Source organism: Roseibium sp. (assembly GCF_048260565.1).
In the GTDB taxonomy this organism is placed as follows: Bacteria; Pseudomonadota; Alphaproteobacteria; order Rhizobiales; family Stappiaceae; genus Roseibium.
Genome location: NZ_JBLXGP010000001.1, coordinates 818,767 through 841,968, shown reverse-complemented (window position 1 = coordinate 841,968; position 23,202 = coordinate 818,767). Strand labels below are relative to the sequence as shown.

Sequence of the window (23,202 nt, the reverse complement as noted above, 5' to 3'; positions counted from 1 at the left end):
GGGAACCGATTTGGTTCAAAAAGTTTGATATTCCCCGATGTGCAGGGAGAGATTATGAAAAATCTGGCGCTCCTCGTTCTACTCGTCACCGCTGCGCCTGTACCGGCAGGCGCTCAGGGACTTCCGGAACCAGGTGATTTCTATCTCATCTCCCGAAATGCCGACGGCGAGTTCGTCGGCAGCCACAAGATATTTCACCGGGCTTCCTCCGGCTTGCGTCTGGTCACCTATTGCAATCGGGAATACTGGGTGCGGCCCTATACGGTCGCCTGGACCCAACTCGAAGTGGAAAACAATCGGGAAGTTCGGGTGGAGTTCAATCGGAGCAAAGGCTGGCGTCCTATTTGCGAACAGCCGGAAGAACAGGTCACCTTGAAGGACCTTGGCATTGATATTGCGCCCGGGGAAGTCACGGATGATATGACCGCACCGGAGACCCTGGCCAACCGCTTCAGCGCCATCGGCAGTGCGTTCCGCAAATAGGACCGTAATCAGTCGAAAGAAATTCTCCTATTTTCTATCGTTTGTTTCTGCTCAGAACGCCGGTTTTTCGCGATTTGTCTGAGACAGTTAAAATTGCAATCAAATTCCACCGTTTGCATGAGGAATATTTAGACGGATTGCAATCTAGTGTGTCCGCTAGACGAGAGCGTACGGGCGAAGCATGACTGCTTTGCGCCCTGAACTCCACAATGTTATGTGGGAATGACTATGCTGAGATCTATTCTGGTTGCGGCCACTCTTGCTGTAACAGCCAGCGTCGCTCATGCGGGCAATACGTTCGGCCTGATCGACTATTACATGATCTCTCGTGGCGACGATGGCATGTTTCTCGGCAGCCACAAGATTTTCCTCAGAGCAGCCGACGGGCTGACCCAGGTCAAATATTGCGGACGCAGCTATTGGGTTCGTCCGGTGACGGTCGCCTGGACCCAGGTTGAAATGGACAACGCCCATGAGGTGCGGGTCGAATTCAACCGCGGGAAAGGCTGGCGCCCGATTTGCGAACGTCCGACCGACTATGTCACGCTCGAGGATCTGGGGGTCAGCATGGATCCTTATGTTGTCGTCCGCAATGAAGGCGATGACATCGCGCGTGTCAACAAATGGCAGGCAGTCAGCAAGTCGCTCAAACGCGGCGACAGTACAAAGCGCGGCTCCACGACGTACCATAGCAATTAATTAAATTGCCGGATATTCCGAAAAGGCAGGGTTAATAATTCTCTGCTTTACTTGAAGACTATTCGTTTCAGCAGCACGCGAGAAACGGAAGAAACCGTCTTTCAAAGCGGGTATCCAATGGTCAAGATCGGAGCAGTTTTCCTGTTATTGTTGATGTCCGTCAGCGCTCATGCGCAGCTTTCGGCACCGGCAGGCGATTATTATATACGCTCCCTTGATCCCAGCGGCCGTTTCAACGGCATTCAGGAAATCCTCACTCGGCCGGAGACCGGTTATCACAAAGCCGTCTATTGCGAGACCTCCTTCTGGGTGACCCGCAGCACGGTCGCCTGGACCGAGCGGGAAGCGGAGGCCGGCCGGCACCTCGTGATCATCAATGAACTCAACAAGAAACCGGAAGTTTACTGCGCGGACCCCGAGCACTACGTACGCCTTGAGGACCTCGGCTTGAAAAAGCACGAGATTCTCAAGGCGCGAGAAAATGCCGAACCGGTTGACATGCAGTCAAGTCGCCTGCGCATCATCAGCGAAGCCTTCAAGAATTTCAAATAAGACTTGTTGCGCGCACGTGCTAGCGGCTCAAACGCCGTAGACCTCGTCTGCGCGGGCTTCGAAGGCGCTGGAGAATTTCCGGAACGCCTTGTCGAACATGACCCCCATCAGCGACCCGAGCGTGCGGCTCTTGAACTCATAGGTTATGAAGAAGCCGACATCACAGGCGCCGTCATCACGGTCGGTAAACGTCCAACGGTTTTCCAGATGCTTAAACGGCCCGTCGAGATATTCGACAAGGATGGCGTTCTCGTGCGGTCTCAGCTCGACCCGGCTGGTGAAGGTCTCGCGAAACAGCTTGTAGGCGACGGTCATATCGGCGATGAGGACTTCCCTGCCCTCGCCCAGATCCTTGCGGCCTCGGACATGCAGCGCCTGGCACAACGGCACGAATTCGGGATAGCGCTCCACGTCGGACACCAGATTAAACATGTCCGCCGCGCTGTGGTTGACCTTATGGGTGGAAGTAAAGCTCGGCATGAAATCCGCTCAGACCGTCCTGTCAGTATCCGAGCCTCGCGGCACGTGCCGCGCGCAATTCGGCAAAATCCTCTCCCGCATGATGGGAGGAACGGGTCAGCGGACTTGCCGAAACCTTCAGGAATCCCTTGGCATAGGCGATCCGCTCGTACCCCTTGAACTCCTCCGGCGTGACGAAAGACATGACCGGATGGTGTTTCTTCGAAGGCTGCAGATACTGGCCGATGGTGAGGAAGTCGACATCGGCGGCGCGCAGGTCGTCCATCAGCTGTAGGACTTCGTTGCGGACTTCGCCCAGACCGACCATGATGCCGGACTTGGTGAACATGGACGGGTCCAGTTCCTTCACCCTCTGCAGAAGGCGGATCGAATGGAAATAGCGCGCGCCGGGACGCACCGTCAGATACTTTGACGGCACTGTTTCCAGATTGTGGTTGAACACGTCGGGCTTCGCCTCGACGACGATTTCGAGCGCGCCGTCCTTGCGCAGGAAATCCGGTGTCAGCACCTCGACGGTCGTCTTCGGCGATACTTCGCGGATGGCCTGGATCACATCGGCAAAATGGCGTGCGCCGCCGTCGTCGAGATCGTCCCGGTCGACGGAAGTGATTACAACGTGTTCAAGCCCCATGCGGGCGACCGCGTCGGCAATGCCGGCAGGTTCTTTCGTATCGACCGGACCGGGCATGCCGGTACGCACGTTACAGAAGGCACACGCGCGCGTACACGTATCGCCCAGGATCATGAAACTGGCGTGCTTCTTCGACCAGCATTCGCCGATATTCGGACAGCCGGCCTCCTCGCACACGGTGACGAGGTTGTTCTTGCGCACGAGGTCCTGGGTCTCGCGATAGACCGGCGACGTCGGAGCCTTAACGCGAATCCATTTCGGCTTGCGCAGCACCGGATTGTCGGGCCTGTGAGCCTTTTCCGGGTGGCGGGGCCGTTCATCGCGTGTGTCGGCGGTTTTCGATAGGGTGTCGACGATCGTAACCATGGGTCTTAAGTGTCGCTATTACGGGAAAAGGTCAAGTGCCTCACCGCAAAGCTGCTATGCGGAAACAACCTGCTTCCTGTACTTTTGAAATTGTTCGACGGCTTTGTCGGACAACGGCTGGGATTTACGGGTTGTTTCGTTCATTTGCACAATAATGGTCTTGGCCCGGGCAACCGGTAGGCCGTTCTGGCAGACAAGCTGTTCCAGGGTGACCGAACTGCGCCCGGTGTCGAGAACCGCAGTCCCGATCTCCACCGTTCCCGGCCAGCGCACTTCACTAAGAAAGTCCAGTTCCAGCCGGGCGATAACGAAGGCTGCTCCTTCATCGGCGTATCCGCCAGCCTTATCAAACAGGATTTCCACCCGGCCGGTTTCCAGGAACGTGGCAAAGACGGCGTTGTTGACGTGCCCCTGCCGGTCGGTATCGCAGTAGCGCAGCTTATCGGTGGATCTGGCCGGATAGGCGTCAATGTCTGGTGTTTCGGTCACCTGGCGATCCTGCAGTTTGTCATTTGCAATTCATTCCGGTTTTCAGCCGAAGAGCTTCTTCCACAGAAACAGGAACAGGATCGCTCCGAGGGTTGCGACGACAAGCTGATCCAGCGGTCCGCCGGTCACATTCAGTCGAAACATATGGGCGAGTTCACCGCCGAGCAACGCACCGACCAGCCCGACGACCAGACTGCCGATAAAGCCGCCACGGCTGTTGAGGACCCGGTGCGCGATGGCTCCGGCCACCAGGCCGATGATGATCCAGAGGATAAACCCCATCGACGACTATCCTTTTTTCGTATCAGGCCAGGATCCTGGCGATCACCACCACGACGATTGCGCCGATCGCGGCAACGACGATTTCGTTCACCCAGGCATTGCCGAGGTTGATATTGATGCCCGTTGCCTTGACCAGGAAACCGCCCACGACGGCGCCGATAAGACCCGTCAGCAGATACCGGACGAGGCCGCCGCCACCGACGAAGAAACTTGCGAGCCAGCCTGCAACGAGACCGATAACGCACCAAATCAAAATGTTCTTTGCATCCATCACATTTCTCCTGAAACCGGGAACCGGGGAGAGCCTATCAGCAGTTCGTGACAAACCGCCAGAGCCCTTTTCGGTAGCGGGCCCCGGCGATCGTCACATTGCCAGGACACTGTGATCAGATATTCAGAACCCGGCCATAGGCATCGAGCACGCTTTCCTTCATCATTTCCGACAGGGTCGGATGCGGGAACACCGTGTGCATCAGGTCTTCTTCGGTGGTTTCCAGATTCATGGCGACCACGAAGCCCTGAATCAGTTCGGTCACTTCCGCACCCACCATATGTGCGCCGAGAAGCTGGCCGGTCTTTTCGTCGAAGATGGTCTTGATCAGGCCTTCGGGCTCGCCGAGCGCAATCGCCTTGCCATTGCCCATGAACGGAAAACGGCCGACCTTGATCTTGTAGCCCGCTTCCTTGGCCTTGGGTTCGGTCAGACCGACCGATGCGACCTGCGGGTTGCAGTAGGTGCAACCCGGAATCATCGACTTGTCCATCGCATGGACATCCTTGCCGGCGATTTTTTCCACGCAGATGACGCCTTCGTGCTCGGCCTTGTGGGCGAGCATCGGCGGACCGGCAACGTCGCCGATGGCATAGATTCCGGGCACATTGGTTCGACCGTAGCCGTCGATCACCACGCAGCCCCGGTCTGTCTTCACGCCGAGATCCTCAAGGCCGAGGTTCTCGATGTTGCCGACGACGCCCACGGCGGAGATCATCTTCTCGGCCGAAATTTCCTGGGTCTTGCCATCCTTGGTTTCCACCGTGGCAGTCACCTTGCCGGATCCCTTGACCACCTTGGAGACCTTGGCATCGGTGAGGAATTTCAGGCCCTGCTTTTCCATCTGCTTCCTGGCGAGGCCGGAGATCTCCGGATCCTCCACCGGCATGATGGTCGGCATCATTTCAATGACCGTCACGTCGGCGCCCATGGTCTTGTAAAAGGACGCGAACTCGATACCGATGGCGCCGGAGCCCATGACGATCAGCGATTTCGGCATCGCCGGCGGGACCATGGCCTCGAAATAGGTCCAGATGTCCTTGCCGTCCGGTTCCATACCCGGAATGACGCGTGGACGGGCGCCGGTCGAAACGATGATGTGCTTGGCCTTGTAGACGCCCTCGCCCTTGACGCCCTTGGGCACCGGATGCTGCGGTTCCATGGCCTTCTTGGCGACTTTGGAGACGGTTACTTCTCCGGCCTTGGTGATCTTGGCCTCACCCCAGATCACGTCGACCTTGTTCTTCTTCATGAGGAAGCCGACGCCGCCATTGAGCTGCCCGGAAACGCCACGCGAGCGCTTGACCACGGCCGCCGGGTCGAAGGAGACATTGTCCGCGCTCAGACCGTAGTCCTTGGCGTGCTGCATGTAGTGGTAGATCTCGGCGGAGCGGAGCAGCGCCTTGGTCGGAATGCAGCCCCAGTTGAGGCAGATGCCGCCCAGGTGTTCGCGTTCCACGATGGCCGTCTTGAGCCCGAGCTGCGATGCCCGGATCGCGGCCACGTAGCCGCCGGGTCCGGAACCGATGATGATGACGTCGTAATTGGTATCGGCCATCGTTCTTCCCTTGAATTTTGATCTGGGGAGACGGCGCGGCGGTCAGTTCCGACCGCGCCGCACTCTATCGGTGCTCAGACGAGCATGCCCATCGGGGTTTCGATGTAGCCTTTGAAGGCCGCCAGAAGTTCCGCACCGAGCGCGCCGTCGACGCAGCGGTGGTCGGTGGAGAGCGTCACGGTCATAACCGTTGCGATCGTGATTTCGTCGTTTTTCACGACCGCCCGCTTTTCCCCTGCGCCGACAGCCAGGATCGTGGCATGCGGCGGGTTCACGACGGCGGCGAATTCCTTCACACCCATCATGCCCATGTTGGAGACGGCCGTGGTGCCCCCCTGGTACTCTTCCGGCTTCAACTTGCGTTCCTTGGCCCGCTTTCCGTAGTCCTTCATCTCGTTGGAGATAACCGACAGCGGCTTCATTTCCGCGCTGCGAACGATTGGCGTGATCAGGCCGCCCGGGATCGACACGGCGACGCCGACATCGGAATGCTTGTGCTTGACCATGGCATCATCAGTCCAGGATACATTGGCATCCGGCACGTCGCGCAGGGCAAGCGCCAATGCCTTAATGGTCATGTCGTTGACGGAGACCTTGTAGAGCGGATTGCCGTCCTTGTCCTTCGGCGCGGATGCGTTGATCTGACCGCGCAAGGCGAGCAGGGCGTCCAGTTCGCAATCGATCGAGACATAGAAATGCGGGATCGTCTGTTTGGATTCCACCAAACGCCGGGCAATCGTCTTGCGCATGCCGTCGTGAGGCACGAGTTCGTAAGAGCCTTCCTCGAACAGCTTGAGTACCTGATCGGTCGACGGGCCGGTCGGCGCAGCTGCCGCGGCAGCCGGAGCGGCAGCGGAAGCCGGAGCTGACTTTCCTGCACCGGATTCAAGGGCCTTTTCAATATCGCGCTTGACGATCCGGCCGTGCGGACCTGTGCCACTGAGCGCCTTCAGGTCCAGACCGTTCTGCTGCGCGAGCCGACGGGCCAGCGGAGAGGAAAAGATCCGGCTGCCGTCGGAAGCCTTCGGGGCGGGAACCGGATCGGTCGCGGCCTTGGCGCCGATTTCGATGGCGGACGAACTTTCCGGAACCGCAGGCGCCTTGTCCTTTTCGGCTTCTTCCGACTTGGGCGCCGAGGCGGCGGACCCGGTTTTCGACTCCATCGCGCTGGCGTCCTCGCCTTCTTCCAGGAGAACGGCGATCAGTTCGTTGACCTTCACTCCAGCGGTTCCAGCCGGAACGACGATCTTGCCGACGGTGCCTTCGTCAACGGCTTCCACTTCCATGGTCGCCTTGTCGGTCTCGATTTCGGCGATTACGTCGCCTGCGGAAACCTCGTCGCCTTCCTTGACCAGCCACTTGGCCAGATTGCCCTCTTCCATGGTCGGAGAGAGCGCCGGCATCGTAATGTTGATTGGCATAACTGCCTCCCTCTCGCCTTAGGCCGTGTAGGTGACGGCTTTGACCGCGTCGATGACTTCCTGGACATTCGGCAGTGCCAGCTTCTCCAGGTTGGCGGCATAGGGCATCGGAACATCCTTGCCGGTCACCCGAAGAACAGGGGCATCGAGATAGTCGAAGGCCTTTTCCTGTACCTGGTAGGCGATTTCGGAAGAGACCGAACACATCGGGAAAGCTTCCTCGATGGTGACCACTCGGCCGGTCTTCTGTACCGAGGCAATCACGGTATCGATGTCCAGCGGGCGAATGGTGCGCAGGTTGATCACTTCGGCGGAAATGCCCATGGAGGCGAGTTCCTCGACGGCCTTCATGGTATAGGTCATGCCGATCCCCCAGGAGACCAGGGTGACGTCCGTCCCTTCCCGCTCGACCTTAGCCTTGCCGATCGGCAGGACGAAATCATCCATGTCCGGGATCTCGAAGGAATGGCCGTAGAGGATCTCGTTTTCCAGGAAGATGACCGGGTTCGGATCGCGGATCGCGGCTTTCAGCAGGCCTTTCGCGTCAGCCGCCGAATAGGGCTGAATCACCTTCAGGCCGGGCACATGGGCATACCAGGAGGCATAATCCTGGGAGTGCTGAGCACCGACGCGCGCTGCCGCACCATTGGGACCGCGGAACACGATGGGCGCGCCCATCTGACCGCCGGACATGTAAAGCGTCTTGGCCGCGGAGTTGATGATCTGGTCGATCGCCTGCATGGCGAAGTTGAAGGTCATGAACTCCACGATCGGTTTCAGACCCGCCATGGCCGCGCCGACGCCGAGGCCGGCAAAGCCGTGCTCCGTGATCGGCGTATCGATGACCCGCTTGGCGCTGAACTCGTCGAGCAACCCTTGCGTGATCTTGTAGGCGCCCTGGTATTCGGCGACTTCCTCACCCATGACGAAGACGTCCGGATCGCGGCGCATTTCTTCCGCCATGGCGTCGCGCAGGGCTTCCCGCACGGTGGAGGACTTCATGGCCGTACCTTCCGGAATGTCCGGATCATCGGCGGGCTTGGAGGTGACGGGGGTAGCCGGCGCGGAAGGCGCTGGCGACGATGCTTCCTCCGCGGCGGCGGGAGCCGGTGTCGGAGCGGCGGCGGGTTCTTTCGCAGCCGCTTCCAACGCGCTGGCGTCCTCATCCTCGCCCAGCAGAATGGCGATTTTCTCATTGACCTTGACCGCCTCGGTTCCTTCCGGAACCAGGATCTTGCCAAGAGTGCCTTCGTCCACGGCTTCCACTTCCATGGTCGCCTTGTCGGTCTCGATTTCGGCGATCACGTCGCCGGCGGACACGGTGTCGCCTTCAGCCTTGAGCCACTTGGCGAGCTTGCCCTCTTCCATCGTCGGCGAAAGAGCCGGCATCAAAATGTCGATCGGCATGATTTCCCCCGGCTTATCGCAGAATGTCGGTGTAGAGTTCGGACGGATCCGGCTCCGGATCGGTCTGGGCAAATTCGGCGGCTTCCGCGACAACCGCGCGGACGTCCTTGTCGATTGCCTTCAGCTCGTCTTCCGTGGCCCATTTGTTTTCGATCAGACGCGCGCGAACCTGCTCGATCGGATCGTGCTCGGTCCGCATTTTCTGGACTTCGTCCTTTGAGCGGTATTTCGCCGGATCGGACATGGAGTGACCGCGGTAGCGGTAGGTGATCATTTCCAGAATATAGGGGCCCTTGCCGGACCGGCACCATTCCAGCGCCTTTTCACCGGCGGCCATGACCGCGCGGACATCCATGCCGTCAACCTGTTCGCCCGGAATTCCGAACGAAGACCCGCGCTGGGACAGATCGGTGTTGGCGGATGCGCGGGCCACGCTCGTGCCCATGCCGTACTTGTTGTTTTCGATGACGTAGATCACCGGCAGTTTCCAGAGCTCCGCCATGTTGAAGCTCTCGTAGACCTGCCCCTGGTTGGATGCGCCGTCACCGAAGAAGGCCATCGCGACATTGCCGTTTTCACGGTATTTGTTGGCGAAGCCGATGCCGGTGCCAAGGGACACCTGGGCGCCGACGATGCCGTGGCCGCCGTAGAAGTGCTTTTCCTTGGAGAACATGTGCATGGAGCCGCCCTTGCCTTTCGACAGGCCGCCGCGGCGTCCGGTGAGTTCGGCCATCACGCCTTTCGGGTCGAGATCCATGGCAAGCATGTGACCGTGGTCCCGGTAACCGGTGACCATCTGATCGCCATCCTTCTTGGCCATCTGCAGGCCGACGACGACAGCCTCCTGGCCGATATAAAGGTGACAGAAGCCACCTATGAGGCCCATGCCGTACAATTGCCCGGCCTTTTCCTCGAACCTCCTGATCAGGAGCATTTCCCGGTAAGCGTGGAGTTCCTGATCCTTGTCGAAATCGGCGATCGCAGGAGCGGCCGTTTTGGCGGCTCCGCGGGACCGGCCGGCGCTTTTTGCGCTGGTGCCGGCAGATGACTTTTTCGTAGCAGCCATATCCCTCTTCTCGGCGAGACGTTTACCTTAAGACAGGCATGCGGAGAATAGCCTGTCACCCTAGACGTTCCAAGATAGTGAAGCGGGTACTCTGGTTTCAGTTATCTTGTTGTAATTACGTGGTATTATTTGATTAACTGAATTCTGGTTTATTGTTCTTATTTAACAGGAAATTAGTTTATTTTCTGATAGCTGTTCCCGGGCCGCAAGATCACCAGCTCGTCACCATGTACCAGATTAAGATTGAGACGGGCCCGTTCGTCAACCATATCCGGATTCAGACTTTCCGGGCGCAGCAGGCTGACCTTTGCGACGAGCGCCTTTCTTTCGGCAACCAAAACTTCCAGTTGCTTCTCCAGATCGTCGAATTGATGCTCGATCCGGGCCCGGCCAACGAGCCCCAACTCGCCGTTGAGAGCGTGAAAACCGAAGTAGGTCAGGACCGACAGGGCAACGACTGGAATGATCAATCGGCGAATGAAGGATTGTTTGCGCTGACGTGTGGTAGCAGGCACGTTGGGACCTTGAACTCTGTACTGCGGGCCTCTTTCAAACAGGATGCCGCAGGCAGGCTTAACAGTCCCTTTATATCTCCGATAAACTTCCACCGATTTTGGATCGAATACAGGTCAAGAACGCGCCGTCGGCATGGGGCTGAACCCGCATAGCTCTTGATATGCCCGTATAAACACCAATTCGGTCTGCCTTGGATTTCTCTCAACACTCATATGGATCTATAGTCCCTGAAGGCGAGCCGGATCCGGGAGGGCGTGCGCCGATGGCCGGGAACCATCTGGAAGAAAAATTCAAGAGCGAACGGTTGCGCATGGTCGAGGAGCAGATCGCCCATCGGGGCGTGCGCGATCCGAAGACGCTGGAGGCCATGCGGTCGGTCCGCCGGCATTTGTTCGTAGATCCATCCCATATCTTCAGCGCCTATGATGACCGTCCCCTGCCCATTGGCCAGGGGCAGACCATATCCCAGCCCTATATCGTTGCCTTAATGACGGAAGCCCTGAAGCTCCGGGGTGGCGAGAGCGTTCTGGAAATCGGGACCGGCTGCGGCTATGCGGCGGCCGTGCTGAAGGAAGCCGGTGCGAACGTGGTCACGATCGAACGCATCGAGGAACTCGTCACCTTGTCACGGGAAAACTTGAAAGCGGCCGGGTATGACGACATCAAGGTCATCTGCGGCGACGGCACCCTCGGATACGAAGACGACGCGCCTTATGACGGTATCGTGGTGACGGCGGGCGGTCCGACTGTCCCGGAGCATCTGAAACACCAGCTCAAGATCGGCGGCCGCCTTGTCGTGCCCGTCGGTCCGTCATCTTGGAACCAACGGCTTGTCCGTGTCACGCGAACCGGAGAGGAAACGTTCGAGGAGGAAGACCTCGGCGGCGTCTGCTTTGTGCCGCTTATCGGCGAGGAAGGCTGGGACCAGTCCAAGTCATGGACATAAACCCGGTCGCATCCGAAGGACTTTTGGGGCAACCGTGGATCGCATGGAGATGATATCAATTCACATTTCGGCGGATGCCAGTTTTAGCAACCTGTTTTCAAGTTCCGTCGCCCAATGTTGCTCGGCAACGCTTATGTCTAGAAACAGGCTCTTTTCATCTACTTCCCTCAAGAACAATTCCGCACGATAAAGCGAAAAGTAGTCCTCTTCCTCCAATCTTCCAAAGAGGAGTTCGAGGTAAGTGTCTACACGCAGGCGGAATTCTTCCGACAAGAAATCATGTACGTACGGCTTTAAGACCTTCAAGTCGCGGCCATGGAGGATGTCCTCGCAATCTCTCAGGAGCGCATCTGAATATAGACCACCCAGATCGACGAGAAATCCAAACAGATCAAGGGGATTTTTAGTGCCGACCTCTTCGAGGTAACTGGGATGGTACGGAAAATAGTCTGGCGTATTATAGATGTGAACGTCCAACACATCCGGCAGCGGAAATTCTATCGCCGTAACGTGATACGGTTTTTCAGTCGTGTACAGTTTGATTTCGTAGTATGGCCGAAAATCGTACCAACAACCGGTGTAATCCCCGTCGATAGAACCTTCCTGATACCAATCTTTTGGAGCGGCTCTTAGCCAGGGATTAGCATGAAGAAGCTCATTCTTGGTTTGCCCCAGAAAGACAGACCCCAGCCGTCCGGTCTTTGCAGCCTCAAATATGGAATAAACCGGCTTTGCCATGACTATGTTCTGTCTCCTTAAGCCGCCGCCAGCCGGGACAGCTTGGTCAGGACCGTTGCGGTCCCCTTTAGCCGGTCGTCGGTCTTCTCCCAGTCCCGGGTGAGCACGATCTTCTGATCCGGACGGATCTTGGCCAAGACCCCCTGCTCCGAGATATAGCCGACGAGGGCTGCCGGATTGGGAAATTCGCTGTTGCGGAAGGTGATGACGATCCCCTTCGGTCCGGCGTCGACCTTTTCCACATTCGCCTTGCGGCACAGGCCCTTGATGAAGACGATTTTCAGCAGATGGGCGACTTCCTCGGGCAGCGAACCGAAACGGTCGATCATCTCCGCACCAAAGGCATCGATTTCCTCCGCCTCGGTCAGGTCGCCCAGGCGACGGTAAAGCTGCAGGCGCAGTTGCAGGTCGGGCACATAGTCTTCCGGGATCAGCACCGGTGTACCGATGTTGATCTGCGGCGACCAATGCTCCTCGCCCATGTCCGCACCGCCGTCCTTGAGCTGGGCCACGGCTTCCTCCAGCATCTGCTGGTAGAGCTCGAAGCCGACTTCCTTGATGTGCCCGGACTGTTCTTCGCCGAGCAGGTTGCCGGCGCCGCGGATATCGAGGTCGTGGCTGGCGAGCTGGAAGCCGGCACCGAGGGTTTCCAGCGACTGCAGCACCTTGAGCCGCCGTTCGGCAGTCGTGGTCAGCATCTTGTTGGCCGGCACCGTGAACAAGGCATAGGCGCGGGTCTTGGACCGCCCCACACGGCCGCGGAGCTGATACAGCTGCGACAGGCCGAACATATCGGCCCGGTGGACGATCAGGGTGTTGGCGGTCGGAATGTCCAGGCCGGATTCCACGATGGTGGTCGACAACAGGACATTGTATTTGCCTTCATAGAAGGCATTCATGACGTCTTCCAGTTCGCCCGGTGGCATCTGGCCGTGGGCGACGGCGACCTTCAGTTCCGGCACGTTTTCGTCCAGGAAGGCCTTTGTTTCGGCCAGGTCGGATACGCGCGGACAGACGTAGAAGCTCTGACCGCCACGATAATGCTCGCGCAGGAGCGCCTCGCGCACCACCAGCGGGTCGAACGGGGAAACGAAGGTCCGCACTGCCAGCCGGTCGACCGGCGGTGTGGCGATCAGCGACAGTTCGCGGACCCCGGTCAGGGCGAGCTGCAGCGTGCGCGGGATCGGGGTTGCCGAAAGGGTCAGCACATGGACGTCGGATTTCAGTTCCTTCAGCCTTTCCTTGTGCTTCACACCAAAATGCTGCTCCTCATCGATAATCAACAGGCCGAGGTCGCGGAACTTGATCGATTTGCCGAGCAGCGCATGGGTTCCGATGACGATGTCGACCGAGCCGTCGGTAATCCCTGCTTTGGCCTTGCTCAGCTCCTTCGCAGGGACGAGGCGCGAGGCATGGGCCACGTTGATCGGCAGGCCGTGGAAGCGTTCCGAAAAGGTTTTGTAGTGCTGGCGAGCGAGAAGCGTTGTCGGTACGACGACCGCGACCTGCCGTCCGGACATGGCGGCGACGAAAGCCGCGCGCAGCGCCACTTCGGTCTTGCCGAAACCGACATCGCCGCAGACAAGCCGGTCCATCGGCCGGCCGGCGGCGAGATCTTCGAAGACGGAGTCGATGGCGGTGAGCTGATCGTCCGTTTCCTCATAAGGGAAACGAGAGGCAAATTCATCGTAGACACCTTCCGGCGTTTCGACGACGGGCGCGGTTTTCAGCGCGCGGGCGGCCGCAGTCTTGATCAGGCCGTCGGCAATTTCAAGAATGCGCTTCTTGAGCTTGGCCTTGCGCGCCTGCCAGGCGCCGCCACCGAGCTTGTCGAGCTGAGCATCCGTATCGTCGGAGCCATAACGTGACAGAAGCTCGATGTTTTCGACGGGAAGATAAAGCTTGTCGCCACCGTGATACTGCAGTTCCAGGCAATCATGCGGCGCACCGACAGCCTCGATGGTCTTCAGGCCGATGAAGCGGCCGATCCCGTGCTCCACGTGGACGACCAGATCGCCTTCCGCAAGACCCGTCGCCTCGGTGATGACATTGGCGCCCTTGGCCTTGCGTCGGCTCTTCCGTACAAGGCGATCACCGAGAATGTCCTGTTCGCCGATGAAGGCGATGTCGGCAAGTTCGAAGCCATGCTCGATCCCGAGAACGCACAGCGCCGTGGTCTTTTCCGGCAGTTCGCGGGCATCGGCGAGGGATTCGACGTCCCGTGTTGTGCCGAGCCCGTGATCGCCGAGGATCTGGCCGAGGCGGTCGCGGGATCCGTCGGACCAGCAGGCGATGACCGTACGCTTACCGTCTTTCTGCAGGGTTTTGACGTGGGTGATCAGCGCATCGAAGATGTTGACGTCACCGGCCGCCCGTTCGGCGGCAAAGGAACGCCCCTGACGTCCGGCCAGATCGATGACCTGCTTGCCCTGCCCCGGCGGCGGCATGAACGGATCCATGGCGGCACTTGCCGTATCGGCGACGCTTGCGGTCCATTCGTCCCGCGTCAGATAGATCTCGTCCGGGGCAACCGGCATATAGGGCACCGTGCCGGCTGAAACGCCAGCCTCGCGCGCTTCCTGACGTGCGCTGTAGTGCTCGCCGATCTGGTCGAGACGCTCACGGATGGCATCGGCGGCCGAGGTGTCGAGCACGAGGGGCGTATCGCCGATGTAATCGAACAGGGTTTCCAGCTTTTCGTGAAACAGGGGCAGCCAGTGTTCCATGCCGGCATAACGCCGGCCGTCGCTGATCGACTGATAGAGGACATCGTCCCGGCTGGCGGCGCCGAAACTGGTGAGGTAGGCGCGACGGAACCGGGAAATCGCATCCTCGGTCAGGACGACTTCGCTCATGGGAACGAGGTCGAGCCGCTTGAGCTGTTTCGAGGTCCTCTGTGTTTCCGGATCGAAGGAACGGATCGACTCCAGCGTATCGCCGAAAAAGTCGAGCCGGACGGGCTCCTCGGAGCCAGGCGTAAACAGGTCGACGATACCGCCGCGTACGGCATATTCGCCGGTTTCACGGACCGTTGGCGTTCGGGAAAAGCCGTTCATTTCCAGCCACGCGGCGATGTCCGCCATATCGACCCGGTTGCCCGGTGCCATGGCAAAGGTCTGCTTTGCCATCCAGTTTCGCTCGGGCATGCGCTGGAGCGCGGCGTTGAGCGTCGTCAGCAGGACGGTCGGTCGATCTTCCGGCAGTCCATGGGCAAGCGCGCCGAGAGCGAGCAACCGGCGAGCGCTGATGGCCGGGTTTGGGGATACTCGGTCATAGGGAAGGCAGTCCCAGGCCGGCAGCTGCAGGGTCTGGATTTTGGAATCGAAAAACCGCAGAGCTTCGGCGACCATCTGCATGCGCGTCGCATCGCGGGCGACGAAGACCAGCGCGAGACCCTTCCGGTCGTTTTCCGCCAGAATGCGGGCAAGCGCATAGCTTTCGGCCCCGTCGGGCACACTGGCAAGGGTAACGTTGGCCTGGTCTTTCAGCAGGCTTTCAAACACGTGCGTCTTCCTCGGATAGGTCGGTTCAGTTCAGCGGAATGCCGGCTGCGATCGCGTCTTCACAATAGCCGATGATACGACGGTACAGCGGACCGTCCCATTCTTCCGGCAATTGGGTTCTGCCGGTCATCCAGGCATAAAGATCATGATCGTTTGCATTCAGCAGGCGCTCGAGTTCGGTCAGTTCGTCGTCGTTCAGGTCATCGATCTGTGCCTTGGCAAAGCCGCCGAGCAGCAGGTCCATTTCCTTGATGCCCCGATGGCAGCAGCGGAATAGGATCTTCTTTCGCCGGTTGTCCCGTTCCGGCGTCCCCTGATCGGTTTGAAGTTCGCTCATCGTGAAACCTGTTCGCTGTCGCCGGCGTCTCAGCCGGCAGGAGTGGCCTTTGCGGTATCGCTGGCCGCTATATAGCGTTGCAGAACGTCCCTGTCAGCGTTCCTGTCCCACATTGCGAACAAGTCGCGCTTCGTGGCACAAGAACAACTCGTCTGCCCTTCGTCAGGAAGTCATCGTCCATCATGCGTCCTTCGGTTCTCGATCCCCTGTTCGCCCCGGTCTCGTCGCTGCCGGGAATCGGACCGAAGATTTCGAAGCTGGTGTCCACTCTGGTCACATCCCATCCTGATCGGGAAGCGACCATAGCCGATCTTCTGTTCCACTTGCCGCAGAACGTGATCGACCGGCGCCACAAGCCGGGGATCGCCTATTCGGAAAACGGCGACATCGTTACCCTCGACGTGATGATCGACCAGCACATGCCCGGACCGCGCCACGGCAAGGCGCCCTACCGGATCCTGGCGTCCGACGACACCGGATCGATCGCCTTCGTGTTTTTCCATCCGCACCGCGACTGGCTGGAAAAGATGTTCCCGGAAGGCGAACGGCGGATCGTTTCCGGCAAGGTGGACTGGTTTAACGAACGCCCGCAGATGGTCCACCCGGACTATGTACTGAAGCCGGAAGAAGCCGCCGCCATGCCGCCGGTGGAACCGATCTATCCGCTGACGGCAGGGGTGGCGTCAAAGACGTTGCAAAAGGCGATCAAGAGCGCTGCCGAACGCGTGCCGAAGCTGCCCGAATGGCTCGACGATGCTTATCTGCGGCAAACCCAGTGGCCGGATTTCGCCGACGCGATCAAGGCGATCCATCACCCGCAGGAGCAATCCGACATTTCCCCCGAAGGGCCCTATGTGCAGCGGCTGGCCTATGACGAGCTGCTGGCGAGCCAACTGGCCCTTGCCCTTGTGCGTGCCAATATGCGTCAACTCGGCGGGATTGCGCGCAAGCCCGAAGGAAGGTTGCAGAAAGCGGTGATCGCCGCCCTGCCCTTTCAACTCACCGAAAGCCAGAAGACGGCGATTGCCGAGATAAACGGAGATCTCGCGGAGCCGGTGCGCATGCTCAGGCTGCTGCAGGGCGACGTCGGTTCCGGCAAGACCGTCGTAGCCCTTGCCGCCCTTGCGCAAGTCATCGAATGCGGGGCGCAGGGCGCGATCATGGCGCCGACCGAAATCCTGGCTCGCCAGCATTTCGCGTCCATGGCGCCGCTATGCGAAAAGGCCGGAATTCGCATCGCCCTTCTGACCGGCAAGGACAGCCAGAAGCAACGCAGGCTCACCCAGGAAAAGCTGGACGCCGGTGAGATCGATCTCGCCGTCGGCACCCACGCTCTGTTTCAGGGAACGGTCACGTTCAAGGATCTGGGTCTGGTCGTCGTCGACGAGCAGCACCGCTTTGGCGTTCATCAGCGGCTGGCGCTGTCGGCAAAGGGCAAGGGCGTCGATGTGCTGGTCATGACGGCGACCCCGATCCCGCGCACCCTGGTGCTGACCTGTTTCGGCGATATGGACGTCTCGCGCCTGACGGACAAGCCGGCCGGCCGGAAACCCATCAAGACGGTGTCGGCCTCGCTCGACCGGCTGGACGAGATCATGGACCGCGTCGGCGCGGCCGTCCGAGAGGGGCAAAAGGTCTATTGGGTGTGCCCGCTGGTCGAAGAATCCGAAAAGATCGACCTCGCTGCGGTGGAAGATCGTCATCGGGTTTTAGAGCAGATTCTTCGGCAACATGTGTCCCTTGTACACGGGCGCATGAGCGCGGATGAAAAAGACGCGGCCATGAGCGCGTTCAAGGGGGGCGAAACCCGTGTTCTGGTGGCGACCACGGTGATCGAGGTCGGGGTCGATGTTCCCGACGCGACCATCATGGTTATCGAGCATGCCGAACGGTTCGGCCTTGCCCAGCTTCACCAGTTGCGCGGACGTGTCGGCCGCGGTGACAGGCCTTCCTCCTGTGTTCTCCTCTTCAAAGGCCCCCTAGGGGAAACGGCCCAGGCGCGGCTCAACATCATGCGGGAGACCAATGACGGCTTTCTGATCGCCGAGGAGGACCTGCGGCTGCGCGGCGGCGGTGAAATCCTCGGAACCCGGCAGTCGGGGACACCGGGCTTCCGGATCGCCCAGGTGGAACACCATGCGGATCTCTTGGAGACGGCCCGCGACGATGCGCGGCTGATCCTGGGAACCGATCCCGAACTGCAGGGAAAACGGGGCGATGCGCTACGATGTCTGCTTTATCTGTTCGGACGGGACGAAGCGATCCGGCTGTTGCGAGCCGGCTAATTGGCGCTCACGCGTCTTCGCGGGGCGTCTCGGCAGACGGCCTGGAAATGCCTTTCTGCTCCGGCTTCTTTTCCATCAGATCATCAAGGATTTCCGGATAGGACGGATTGACCAACCCCGCCGAAATGACCAGCTTGGCGGCGTCCTCGACCGACATGGAAAGTTCGATGATTTCTTCGCGGGGGACGAACAGCAGAAAACCGGAGGTTGGATTCGGGGTTGTCGGCAGGAAGACCGAGACAAGATCGGCCTTGTCGCTCAGACGGCGCGCCACTTCGCCTTTGGTCTGCGTCGAGATGAAAACGATCGCCCACAGGCCCTTGCGTGGATACTGGATCAGGGCGGCCTTGGTGAAGCTGCTGCCCCGCTCATCGAGCACCGTTTCGAAGATCTGCTTCAGGCCGCTGTAGATGTTTCGCACCAGCGGCATGCGTCCGACAACGGATTCGCCGAAGGACAACAGGCTTCGCCCGGCGAAATTCGCCGTCACGAAACCGACGATCGTCAGGAGTACGATCGCGACGATCAGGCCGAAACCGGGAACGGGGAAAGGCAGATAGGTGTCAGGGTTATAGACCTTCGGCACGAACGGCTTCACCCAACCGTCGACCCACTGTATGAAGGTCCAAGTCAACCACAGGGTAATTCCGATCGGGCCCGCGATAACAAGGCCGGTCAGGAAATAGTTCCGCACGCGGGTCGTTACCCGGCCTTTATGGCCGCCCGCCGGAATATCTTCCCTGGAGCTATCGCGCGTCATTATGGACACCTCTTGATACGACGAAACCGTCGCAATTCTTTCTCAAGTCCACTACATAGTTGTTTTAAGTGCGCTGCGGTATCCCGTAGCTGGATTAATTTTGCGCGATCCGCGCGATCGACTGCACGAAACGGAGGCAGCCCCTTGAGGCGCACCACCTTCAAGCTCCTCGGGTTCGGCTGCGTGGCTGCCGGCGTTATCGGTATCTTTCTGCCGATCATGCCGACAACGATCTTTTTCATCCTTGCGGCTGCTGCCTTCGCCCGGTCGTCACCGGAACTTGAAAAACGGATCCTGGACCATCCGCGTTTCGGTCCGCCCGTGCGCAATTGGCGTGAGCACGGTGTTGTGCCCGTCAAGGCGAAAATCTACGCCCTGTCCGGTATGGCTTTCGGTTTTTTCGTCTTTTTATGGGTAGCCCATCCCAAGCCCTGGCTGGCCATCGTCGTCGGAGTGTTCATGGTGGCTTGCGGGCTCTACGTGGGAACGCGCCCGTCGGTGGCTGGCCCCGGGACCGGTTCCTAACCCCGAACGATTGAATACCCCAGCCTGGCGGACCCTCAATCGTCGGGGATCAGCCGCTTTCCAAAAGCAAGGCTCGTTTCGAGGATGTAATCCATCCCTTCGTAAAAGGCGGACGCCTGTTCGTTGTCCTTGCGGACGAACAGATTAATTTTCGGGCATCCCAGATCGATCAGATACGCTTCGCAATGGTTCATGAGCTGCCGGCCGTAACCCGACCCCTGATGTTCGGGAGAGATGCTAAGATAATAGATCGATCCGCGATGGCCGTCGTAACCGGCCATAACGGAGCCGATCACCTTGCCCTCCTCGGTAGCCGGATCCCGGTACAGCATGACGAAGAAGCCACCGTTGCGGTCCTTAAGCTTACGGTCGATGTCCTTGTCCGGATCGTTCCAGGCCCGGATCAGACCGCAGGCTTGCCACAAGGCGATGACCTGTTTGCGATGCCGTTCCTGAAAGGTGACGATGGAATAGTCGGACGGTATCGGCATTACTCGACCGTTACGGATTTGGCCAGATTGCGCGGCTGATCTACATCCGTGCCCATGAAGACGGCCGTATGATAGGCAATGAGCTGGACCGGCAGAGCGTAGATGATCGGGGCGGCGATCTCGGGGACATCCGGCATGACCACGATCTTGCCGGCTGAAGCACCGCATTCCGCGGCCCCTTTTTCGTCCGTAATCAGAACGATGTTACCGCCGCGCGCTGCAACTTCCTGCATGTTCGAGACGGTCTTTTCGTAGATCCCGTCGTGGGGTGCGATGACGAAAACCGGCATGTTTTCATCGATCAGGGCGATCGGCCCGTGTTTCAGTTCCCCGGCCGCATAGCCTTCCGCATGGATGTAGGACAGTTCCTTCAGCTTCAGCGCGCCTTCCAGAGCCAAGGGAAAATTCGTACCCCGGCCGAGATAAAGCGCATTGGTCGTCCGGGACAGCGGTTGGGACAGCCGTTCGATGGCGACTTCCTGCTTCAGGGCCTGGACGGCGAGACCCGGAATGGCGGCAAGGTCTTCGATCAGGTCCGCTTCACGCTCCGCAGACAGGACACCGCGGATGCGGCCGGCCTGGATGGCGAGCGTGGCCAGAACAGCGAGCTGACAGGTGAATGCCTTGGTCGAGGCGACGCCGATTTCCGGACCGGCGATGGTCTGGAAGATCACATCCGCCTCCCGCGCGATCGTGCTTTCCGGTACATTGACCACGGCGCCGATGACCGCCCCATGGGCCTTGCAGTAGCGAAGCGACGCCAACGTATCGGCGGTTTCTCCGGATTGGGAAATGAACAGGGCGAAATCGCCCTTGTTGACCGGCGTTTCGCGATAGCGGAATTCCGAGGCGATATCGATCTCGACCGGTAACCGGGCGTATTTTTCAAACCAGTATTTCGCCACCAGTCCCGCGTAGAAGGCGGTGCCGCAAGCGGTAATGACGAGCCGGTTCAGATTGGCGAAATCGGCTGCCTCGATACCGGGAACGTCCGCCCGTTTCGTGGAGAGGTCCATATACCGCGACAGGGTGTGTCCGATCACTTCCGGCTGCTCGTGGATTTCCTTGGCCATGAAGTGGCGGTAGTTGCCCTTGTCCATCAGCGCAGCGGTAACGCTGGACCGGGACACCGGGCGCTCCACCTCATTGTTTTCGTGATCGAAAATCTTGACGCTGTTGCGGGTGATGACCGCCCAGTCGCCTTCATCCAGGTAAGTGACCCGGTCGGTAAACGGTGACAATGCGATGGCGTCGGAGCCGAGGTACATCTCGCCTTCTCCGTGGCCGACGGCCAGGGGCGATCCTTTGCGCGCACCGATCATCAGGTCCTCTTCGCCTTCGAACAGAAAGGCAAGGGAAAAGGCCCCTTTCAGACGCGGCAGGACGGCTGCGACCGCCTCTTGCGGCGACTTTCCCCTCTCCCGTTCGATGTTCACCAGATGCGCGACCACTTCGGTGTCGGTCTCCGTCTCGGTCCGCATACCGTTGGCCGCAATCTCGTCGCGAAGGTCCAGATAGTTTTCAATGATACCGTTGTGAACGATCGCCACTCCACCAGCCTGATGGGGATGCGCATTCGCGGTCGTCGGAGCGCCGTGGGTCGCCCAACGGGTATGACCGATGCCGGAAGTGCCGGCCAGCGGGCTTCTTTCCAGCAGGGCTTCCAGGTTGCGCAGTTTTCCTTCCGCGCGCCGCCGGACAAGCTTTCCACTAACGAGAGTTGCCAAACCAGCGGAGTCGTAACCGCGATATTCAAGCCGTTTCAACGCATCCACGAGGCGCGGAGCTACATCTGTTTTTCCAAGAATACCGACAATTCCGCACATGCAATGTACCTTTTTTCAAAACGGCTTCGACGCGAGACGTTTAGACGACGCCCTGCAGGGGATTGAAATCAAACCCTGTTTCAGTTCGTGACAGGTGATGTTTGAGTATTGCCCAAACCGGTTGATCAGGTTTTGGTTTTAGCCTGCCTGGCGGCCTTGAAGCGGGCCCGGATCTCCGCCGCCCTGCCCGGTTTGACCACCTGACGCCCCCGTCCGATGACCAGAGAATCGCTTTCCGCGTTTTCCGTCACCACGCTGCCGGCGCCGACATAAACGCCGTCACCGAGCGTAACCGGTGCAACGAGTGTTGAGTTTGACCCGATGAAGCTTCCCGCGCCGATATCGGTCCGGTGCTTGCCGAAACCATCGTAATTGCAGGTGATGGTTCCTGCTCCGATGTTGCTGCCTGCACCGACGCTGGCATCGCCGATATAGGCCAGGTGATTTGCCTTGGCACCTGAGCCGATGGTCGCGTTCTTGACTTCCACGAAATTGCCGATGTGGACGTTTTCGGAAAGCTCCGCTCCCGGCCGCAGCCGCGCATAGGGACCGACAATGCTTCCCGCGCCGACGGAAGCGCCTTCCAGATGGCTGAAGGCCCGGATCCGGGCGCCGGACGCAACGGTCACGCCCGGGCCGAAAACAACGTTCGGTTCCACCGTCACATCCGGTTCCAGGACTGTGTCGTGAGAAAAAAACACCGTTTCGGGCGCCTGCAGGGTCACGCCGGCTTCCATGGCGGCGCCCCGCATCCGTTTCTGGAAGACAGCCTCACAATCGGCAAGCTGGGCCCGGGTATTGATCCCTTGCACATCTTCCTCGTCAGCGGCGACTGCCACGACCTGAAGGCCTTTTTCGTTTGCGATCTCGACGGCGTCGGTCAGGTAGTATTCCCCCTTCGCGTTGTCGTTTCCGATCGCTTCCAGCAAATCGAGGAAAATTGTTCCCCGGAAGCCCATGATGCCGGAGTTGCAGAAAGAAACTTTGCGCTCTTCGTCTGTTGCGTCTTTTTCTTCGCGAATTGCCTGAAGTACTCCCTCCTTGATGAGTAGACGTCCATATCCAAAGGGATTGGCCGCTTCGAACCCAAGTACGGCCACATCGGCGCCTTCGGCCAATGCACAGCGGACTGTTTCGACGGACATTGGAGTGATCAGGGGTGTGTCGCCGAACAAAACCAGAACATCATCCGCAACTTTGTTCAGGGCAGAACGGGCCGCCAATGCAGCGTGTGCGGTTCCAAGACGTTCGGCCTGAACATGGCAGCTTGCTTCCGGCATCAGGGACGTAACCAGCTTTTCCAGGTCCTCCATTCCGGGGCCGACGACAACGGCAACCCGGTCCGACGAGGCATCCTTCAACGCGTTCAGGACATGACCTATCAGAGGTAGGTTTCCGATCGGATGCATGACCTTGGGCAAGTCGGAGCGCATGCGGGTGCCAAGGCCCGCAGCCAGAACGATGGATAGACAATTGCGCTTGGTCATAAGGAATAAGCCCTTCCTTTCGGTCCGCTTCGTTCCGCCTGTATGCCCCGATCCACAGGACATTGAAAGATCTGTCTGATCTC

23 protein-coding genes are annotated in these 23,202 nt (G+C 59.3%); 6 read left to right on the top strand and 17 right to left on the bottom strand.

Annotation, left to right across the window (positions count from 1 at the left end; all coding sequences use genetic code 11):
* The first annotated feature begins 54 nt into the window (after positions 1 to 54).
* The 3 genes from ACN0SO_RS03790 to ACN0SO_RS03780 all read left to right on the top strand — a co-directional run bounded on the left by ACN0SO_RS03790 (position 55) and on the right by ACN0SO_RS03780 (position 1,734).
* The gene (locus tag ACN0SO_RS03790; protein WP_417674662.1) at positions 55 to 483 is read left to right on the top strand and encodes a hypothetical protein; all 429 of its coding nucleotides are present in this window, start codon (positions 55 to 57) and stop codon (positions 481 to 483) included.
* Between the two features lie 228 nt (positions 484 to 711).
* Entirely contained in the window at positions 712 to 1,182 is a 471-nt protein-coding gene (locus ACN0SO_RS03785) for a hypothetical protein (protein WP_417674660.1), read from the top strand.
* Between the two features lie 153 nt (positions 1,183 to 1,335).
* Positions 1,336 to 1,734, top strand: a complete 399-nt coding sequence (locus ACN0SO_RS03780; protein WP_417674658.1) for a hypothetical protein — start codon at positions 1,336 to 1,338, stop codon at positions 1,732 to 1,734.
* 27 nt (positions 1,735 to 1,761) lie between these two features.
* Here ACN0SO_RS03780 and ACN0SO_RS03775 read toward each other — a convergent pair whose 3' ends face one another.
* The 10 genes from ACN0SO_RS03775 to ACN0SO_RS03730 form a co-directional block, all read right to left on the bottom strand.
* The gene (locus ACN0SO_RS03775) at positions 1,762 to 2,214 is read right to left on the bottom strand and encodes a type II toxin-antitoxin system RatA family toxin (protein ID WP_417674656.1); all 453 of its coding nucleotides are present in this window, start codon (positions 2,212 to 2,214) and stop codon (positions 1,762 to 1,764) included.
* Between the two features lie 22 nt (positions 2,215 to 2,236).
* Positions 2,237 to 3,211 carry a lipoyl synthase gene (gene lipA / locus ACN0SO_RS03770; RefSeq protein WP_417674654.1) on the bottom strand — a complete coding sequence of 325 codons (975 nt, stop codon included), beginning with the start codon at positions 3,209 to 3,211 and terminating at the stop codon, positions 2,237 to 2,239.
* A gap of 54 nt (positions 3,212 to 3,265) precedes the next feature.
* Positions 3,266 to 3,700 carry an acyl-CoA thioesterase gene (locus ACN0SO_RS03765; RefSeq protein ID WP_417674652.1) on the bottom strand — a complete coding sequence of 145 codons (435 nt, stop codon included), beginning with the start codon at positions 3,698 to 3,700 and terminating at the stop codon, positions 3,266 to 3,268.
* Positions 3,701 to 3,742: 42 nt separating this feature from the next.
* A complete protein-coding gene (locus ACN0SO_RS03760; RefSeq protein ID WP_346896833.1) occupies positions 3,743 to 3,982 on the bottom strand; it encodes a GlsB/YeaQ/YmgE family stress response membrane protein in 240 nt (79 codons plus the stop codon).
* 22 nt (positions 3,983 to 4,004) lie between these two features.
* Positions 4,005 to 4,253 carry a GlsB/YeaQ/YmgE family stress response membrane protein gene (locus ACN0SO_RS03755; protein ID WP_417674650.1) on the bottom strand — a complete coding sequence of 83 codons (249 nt, stop codon included), beginning with the start codon at positions 4,251 to 4,253 and terminating at the stop codon, positions 4,005 to 4,007.
* A gap of 115 nt (positions 4,254 to 4,368) precedes the next feature.
* Positions 4,369 to 5,811, bottom strand: coding sequence for a dihydrolipoyl dehydrogenase (gene lpdA, locus ACN0SO_RS03750; protein ID WP_417674648.1), 1,443 nt, complete (start codon positions 5,809 to 5,811; stop codon positions 4,369 to 4,371).
* Between the two features lie 74 nt (positions 5,812 to 5,885).
* Positions 5,886 to 7,193, bottom strand: coding sequence for a pyruvate dehydrogenase complex dihydrolipoamide acetyltransferase (locus tag ACN0SO_RS03745; protein ID WP_417675044.1), 1,308 nt, complete (start codon positions 7,191 to 7,193; stop codon positions 5,886 to 5,888).
* Between the two features lie 57 nt (positions 7,194 to 7,250).
* A complete protein-coding gene (locus ACN0SO_RS03740; protein WP_417674646.1) occupies positions 7,251 to 8,639 on the bottom strand; it encodes a pyruvate dehydrogenase complex E1 component subunit beta in 1,389 nt (462 codons plus the stop codon).
* 13 nt (positions 8,640 to 8,652) lie between these two features.
* Positions 8,653 to 9,705, bottom strand: coding sequence for a pyruvate dehydrogenase (acetyl-transferring) E1 component subunit alpha (gene pdhA / locus ACN0SO_RS03735; RefSeq protein WP_417674644.1), 1,053 nt, complete (start codon positions 9,703 to 9,705; stop codon positions 8,653 to 8,655).
* A 173-nt stretch (positions 9,706 to 9,878) separates the two neighbouring features.
* Entirely contained in the window at positions 9,879 to 10,313 is a 435-nt protein-coding gene (locus tag ACN0SO_RS03730) for an FtsB family cell division protein (RefSeq protein WP_417674642.1), read from the bottom strand.
* A 170-nt stretch (positions 10,314 to 10,483) separates the two neighbouring features.
* Between ACN0SO_RS03730 and ACN0SO_RS03725 the strand changes: the two genes are divergently transcribed.
* Entirely contained in the window at positions 10,484 to 11,167 is a 684-nt protein-coding gene (locus ACN0SO_RS03725; RefSeq protein WP_417674640.1) for a protein-L-isoaspartate(D-aspartate) O-methyltransferase, read from the top strand.
* Between the two features lie 60 nt (positions 11,168 to 11,227).
* On the opposite strand, the gene ACN0SO_RS03720 is transcribed toward ACN0SO_RS03725, so the two are convergent.
* Genes ACN0SO_RS03720 through ACN0SO_RS03710 form a run of 3 tightly spaced genes read right to left on the bottom strand, consistent with a single transcriptional unit; the run spans position 11,228 to position 15,745 of the window.
* Complete coding sequence (locus ACN0SO_RS03720) at positions 11,228 to 11,905, bottom strand: hypothetical protein (protein WP_417674638.1); 678 nt, start codon at positions 11,903 to 11,905, stop codon at positions 11,228 to 11,230.
* A 17-nt stretch (positions 11,906 to 11,922) separates the two neighbouring features.
* Complete coding sequence (mfd, locus tag ACN0SO_RS03715; protein WP_417674636.1) at positions 11,923 to 15,408, bottom strand: transcription-repair coupling factor; 3,486 nt, start codon at positions 15,406 to 15,408, stop codon at positions 11,923 to 11,925.
* A 25-nt stretch (positions 15,409 to 15,433) separates the two neighbouring features.
* Complete coding sequence (locus tag ACN0SO_RS03710) at positions 15,434 to 15,745, bottom strand: succinate dehydrogenase assembly factor 2 (RefSeq protein ID WP_417674634.1); 312 nt, start codon at positions 15,743 to 15,745, stop codon at positions 15,434 to 15,436.
* A 182-nt stretch (positions 15,746 to 15,927) separates the two neighbouring features.
* Here ACN0SO_RS03710 and recG point away from each other — a divergent pair, with 182 nt between their 5' ends.
* On the top strand, positions 15,928 to 18,030 hold the full coding sequence (gene recG / locus ACN0SO_RS03705) for an ATP-dependent DNA helicase RecG (RefSeq protein WP_417674632.1): 2,103 nt from the start codon (positions 15,928 to 15,930) through the stop codon (positions 18,028 to 18,030).
* A gap of 7 nt (positions 18,031 to 18,037) precedes the next feature.
* Here the strand turns inward: recG and ACN0SO_RS03700 are convergent, their stop codons facing one another.
* A complete protein-coding gene (locus ACN0SO_RS03700; RefSeq protein ID WP_417674630.1) occupies positions 18,038 to 18,790 on the bottom strand; it encodes a DUF502 domain-containing protein in 753 nt (250 codons plus the stop codon).
* 144 nt (positions 18,791 to 18,934) lie between these two features.
* Here ACN0SO_RS03700 and ACN0SO_RS03695 point away from each other — a divergent pair, with 144 nt between their 5' ends.
* Positions 18,935 to 19,315 (top strand): YbaN family protein, encoded by a 381-nt coding sequence (locus ACN0SO_RS03695; protein ID WP_417674628.1) that lies wholly within the window; start codon positions 18,935 to 18,937, stop codon positions 19,313 to 19,315.
* 35 nt (positions 19,316 to 19,350) lie between these two features.
* Here the strand turns inward: ACN0SO_RS03695 and ACN0SO_RS03690 are convergent, their stop codons facing one another.
* From ACN0SO_RS03690 to glmU, 3 genes are all read right to left on the bottom strand, one after another.
* Complete coding sequence (locus ACN0SO_RS03690) at positions 19,351 to 19,806, bottom strand: GNAT family acetyltransferase (RefSeq protein ID WP_417674626.1); 456 nt, start codon at positions 19,804 to 19,806, stop codon at positions 19,351 to 19,353.
* Complete coding sequence (glmS, locus tag ACN0SO_RS03685) at positions 19,806 to 21,632, bottom strand: glutamine--fructose-6-phosphate transaminase (isomerizing) (protein WP_417674624.1); 1,827 nt, start codon at positions 21,630 to 21,632, stop codon at positions 19,806 to 19,808. Before glmS ends, ACN0SO_RS03690 begins: the two co-directional genes overlap by 1 nt.
* Before the next feature lie 125 nt (positions 21,633 to 21,757).
* Positions 21,758 to 23,119 (bottom strand): bifunctional UDP-N-acetylglucosamine diphosphorylase/glucosamine-1-phosphate N-acetyltransferase GlmU, encoded by a 1,362-nt coding sequence (gene glmU, locus ACN0SO_RS03680; protein ID WP_417674622.1) that lies wholly within the window; start codon positions 23,117 to 23,119, stop codon positions 21,758 to 21,760.
* Positions 23,120 to 23,202 lie beyond the last annotated feature (83 nt).

Bases quoted from the DNA above. Each gene is read 5' to 3' on its own strand.
- ACN0SO_RS03790 (WP_417674662.1), top strand. From the start codon at position 55: ATGAAAAATCTGGCGCTCCTCGTTCTACTCGTCACCGCTGCGCCTGTA.
- ACN0SO_RS03785 (WP_417674660.1), top strand. From the start codon at position 712: ATGCTGAGATCTATTCTGGTTGCGGCCACTCTTGCTGTAACAGCCAGC.
- ACN0SO_RS03780 (WP_417674658.1), top strand. From the start codon at position 1,336: ATGTCCGTCAGCGCTCATGCGCAGCTTTCGGCACCGGCAGGCGATTAT.
- ACN0SO_RS03775 (WP_417674656.1), bottom strand. From the start codon at position 2,214: ATGCCGAGCTTTACTTCCACCCATAAGGTCAACCACAGCGCGGCGGAC.
- lipA (WP_417674654.1), bottom strand. From the start codon at position 3,211: ATGGTTACGATCGTCGACACCCTATCGAAAACCGCCGACACACGCGAT.
- ACN0SO_RS03760 (WP_346896833.1), bottom strand. From the start codon at position 3,982: ATGGGGTTTATCCTCTGGATCATCATCGGCCTGGTGGCCGGAGCCATC.
- ACN0SO_RS03755 (WP_417674650.1), bottom strand. From the start codon at position 4,253: ATGGATGCAAAGAACATTTTGATTTGGTGCGTTATCGGTCTCGTTGCA.
- lpdA (WP_417674648.1), bottom strand. From the start codon at position 5,811: ATGGCCGATACCAATTACGACGTCATCATCATCGGTTCCGGACCCGGC.
- ACN0SO_RS03745 (WP_417675044.1), bottom strand. From the start codon at position 7,193: ATGGAAGAGGGCAATCTGGCCAAGTGGCTGGTCAAGGAAGGCGACGAG.
- ACN0SO_RS03740 (WP_417674646.1), bottom strand. From the start codon at position 8,639: ATGCCGATCGACATTTTGATGCCGGCTCTTTCGCCGACGATGGAAGAG.
- pdhA (WP_417674644.1), bottom strand. From the start codon at position 9,705: ATGGCTGCTACGAAAAAGTCATCTGCCGGCACCAGCGCAAAAAGCGCC.
- ACN0SO_RS03725 (WP_417674640.1), top strand. From the start codon at position 10,484: ATGGCCGGGAACCATCTGGAAGAAAAATTCAAGAGCGAACGGTTGCGC.
- ACN0SO_RS03720 (WP_417674638.1), bottom strand. From the start codon at position 11,905: ATGGCAAAGCCGGTTTATTCCATATTTGAGGCTGCAAAGACCGGACGG.
- ACN0SO_RS03710 (WP_417674634.1), bottom strand. From the start codon at position 15,745: ATGAGCGAACTTCAAACCGATCAGGGGACGCCGGAACGGGACAACCGG.
- recG (WP_417674632.1), top strand. From the start codon at position 15,928: ATGCGTCCTTCGGTTCTCGATCCCCTGTTCGCCCCGGTCTCGTCGCTG.
- ACN0SO_RS03700 (WP_417674630.1), bottom strand. From the start codon at position 18,790: ATGACGCGCGATAGCTCCAGGGAAGATATTCCGGCGGGCGGCCATAAA.
- ACN0SO_RS03690 (WP_417674626.1), bottom strand. From the start codon at position 19,806: ATGCCGATACCGTCCGACTATTCCATCGTCACCTTTCAGGAACGGCAT.
- glmS (WP_417674624.1), bottom strand. From the start codon at position 21,632: ATGTGCGGAATTGTCGGTATTCTTGGAAAAACAGATGTAGCTCCGCGC.
- glmU (WP_417674622.1), bottom strand. From the start codon at position 23,119: ATGACCAAGCGCAATTGTCTATCCATCGTTCTGGCTGCGGGCCTTGGC.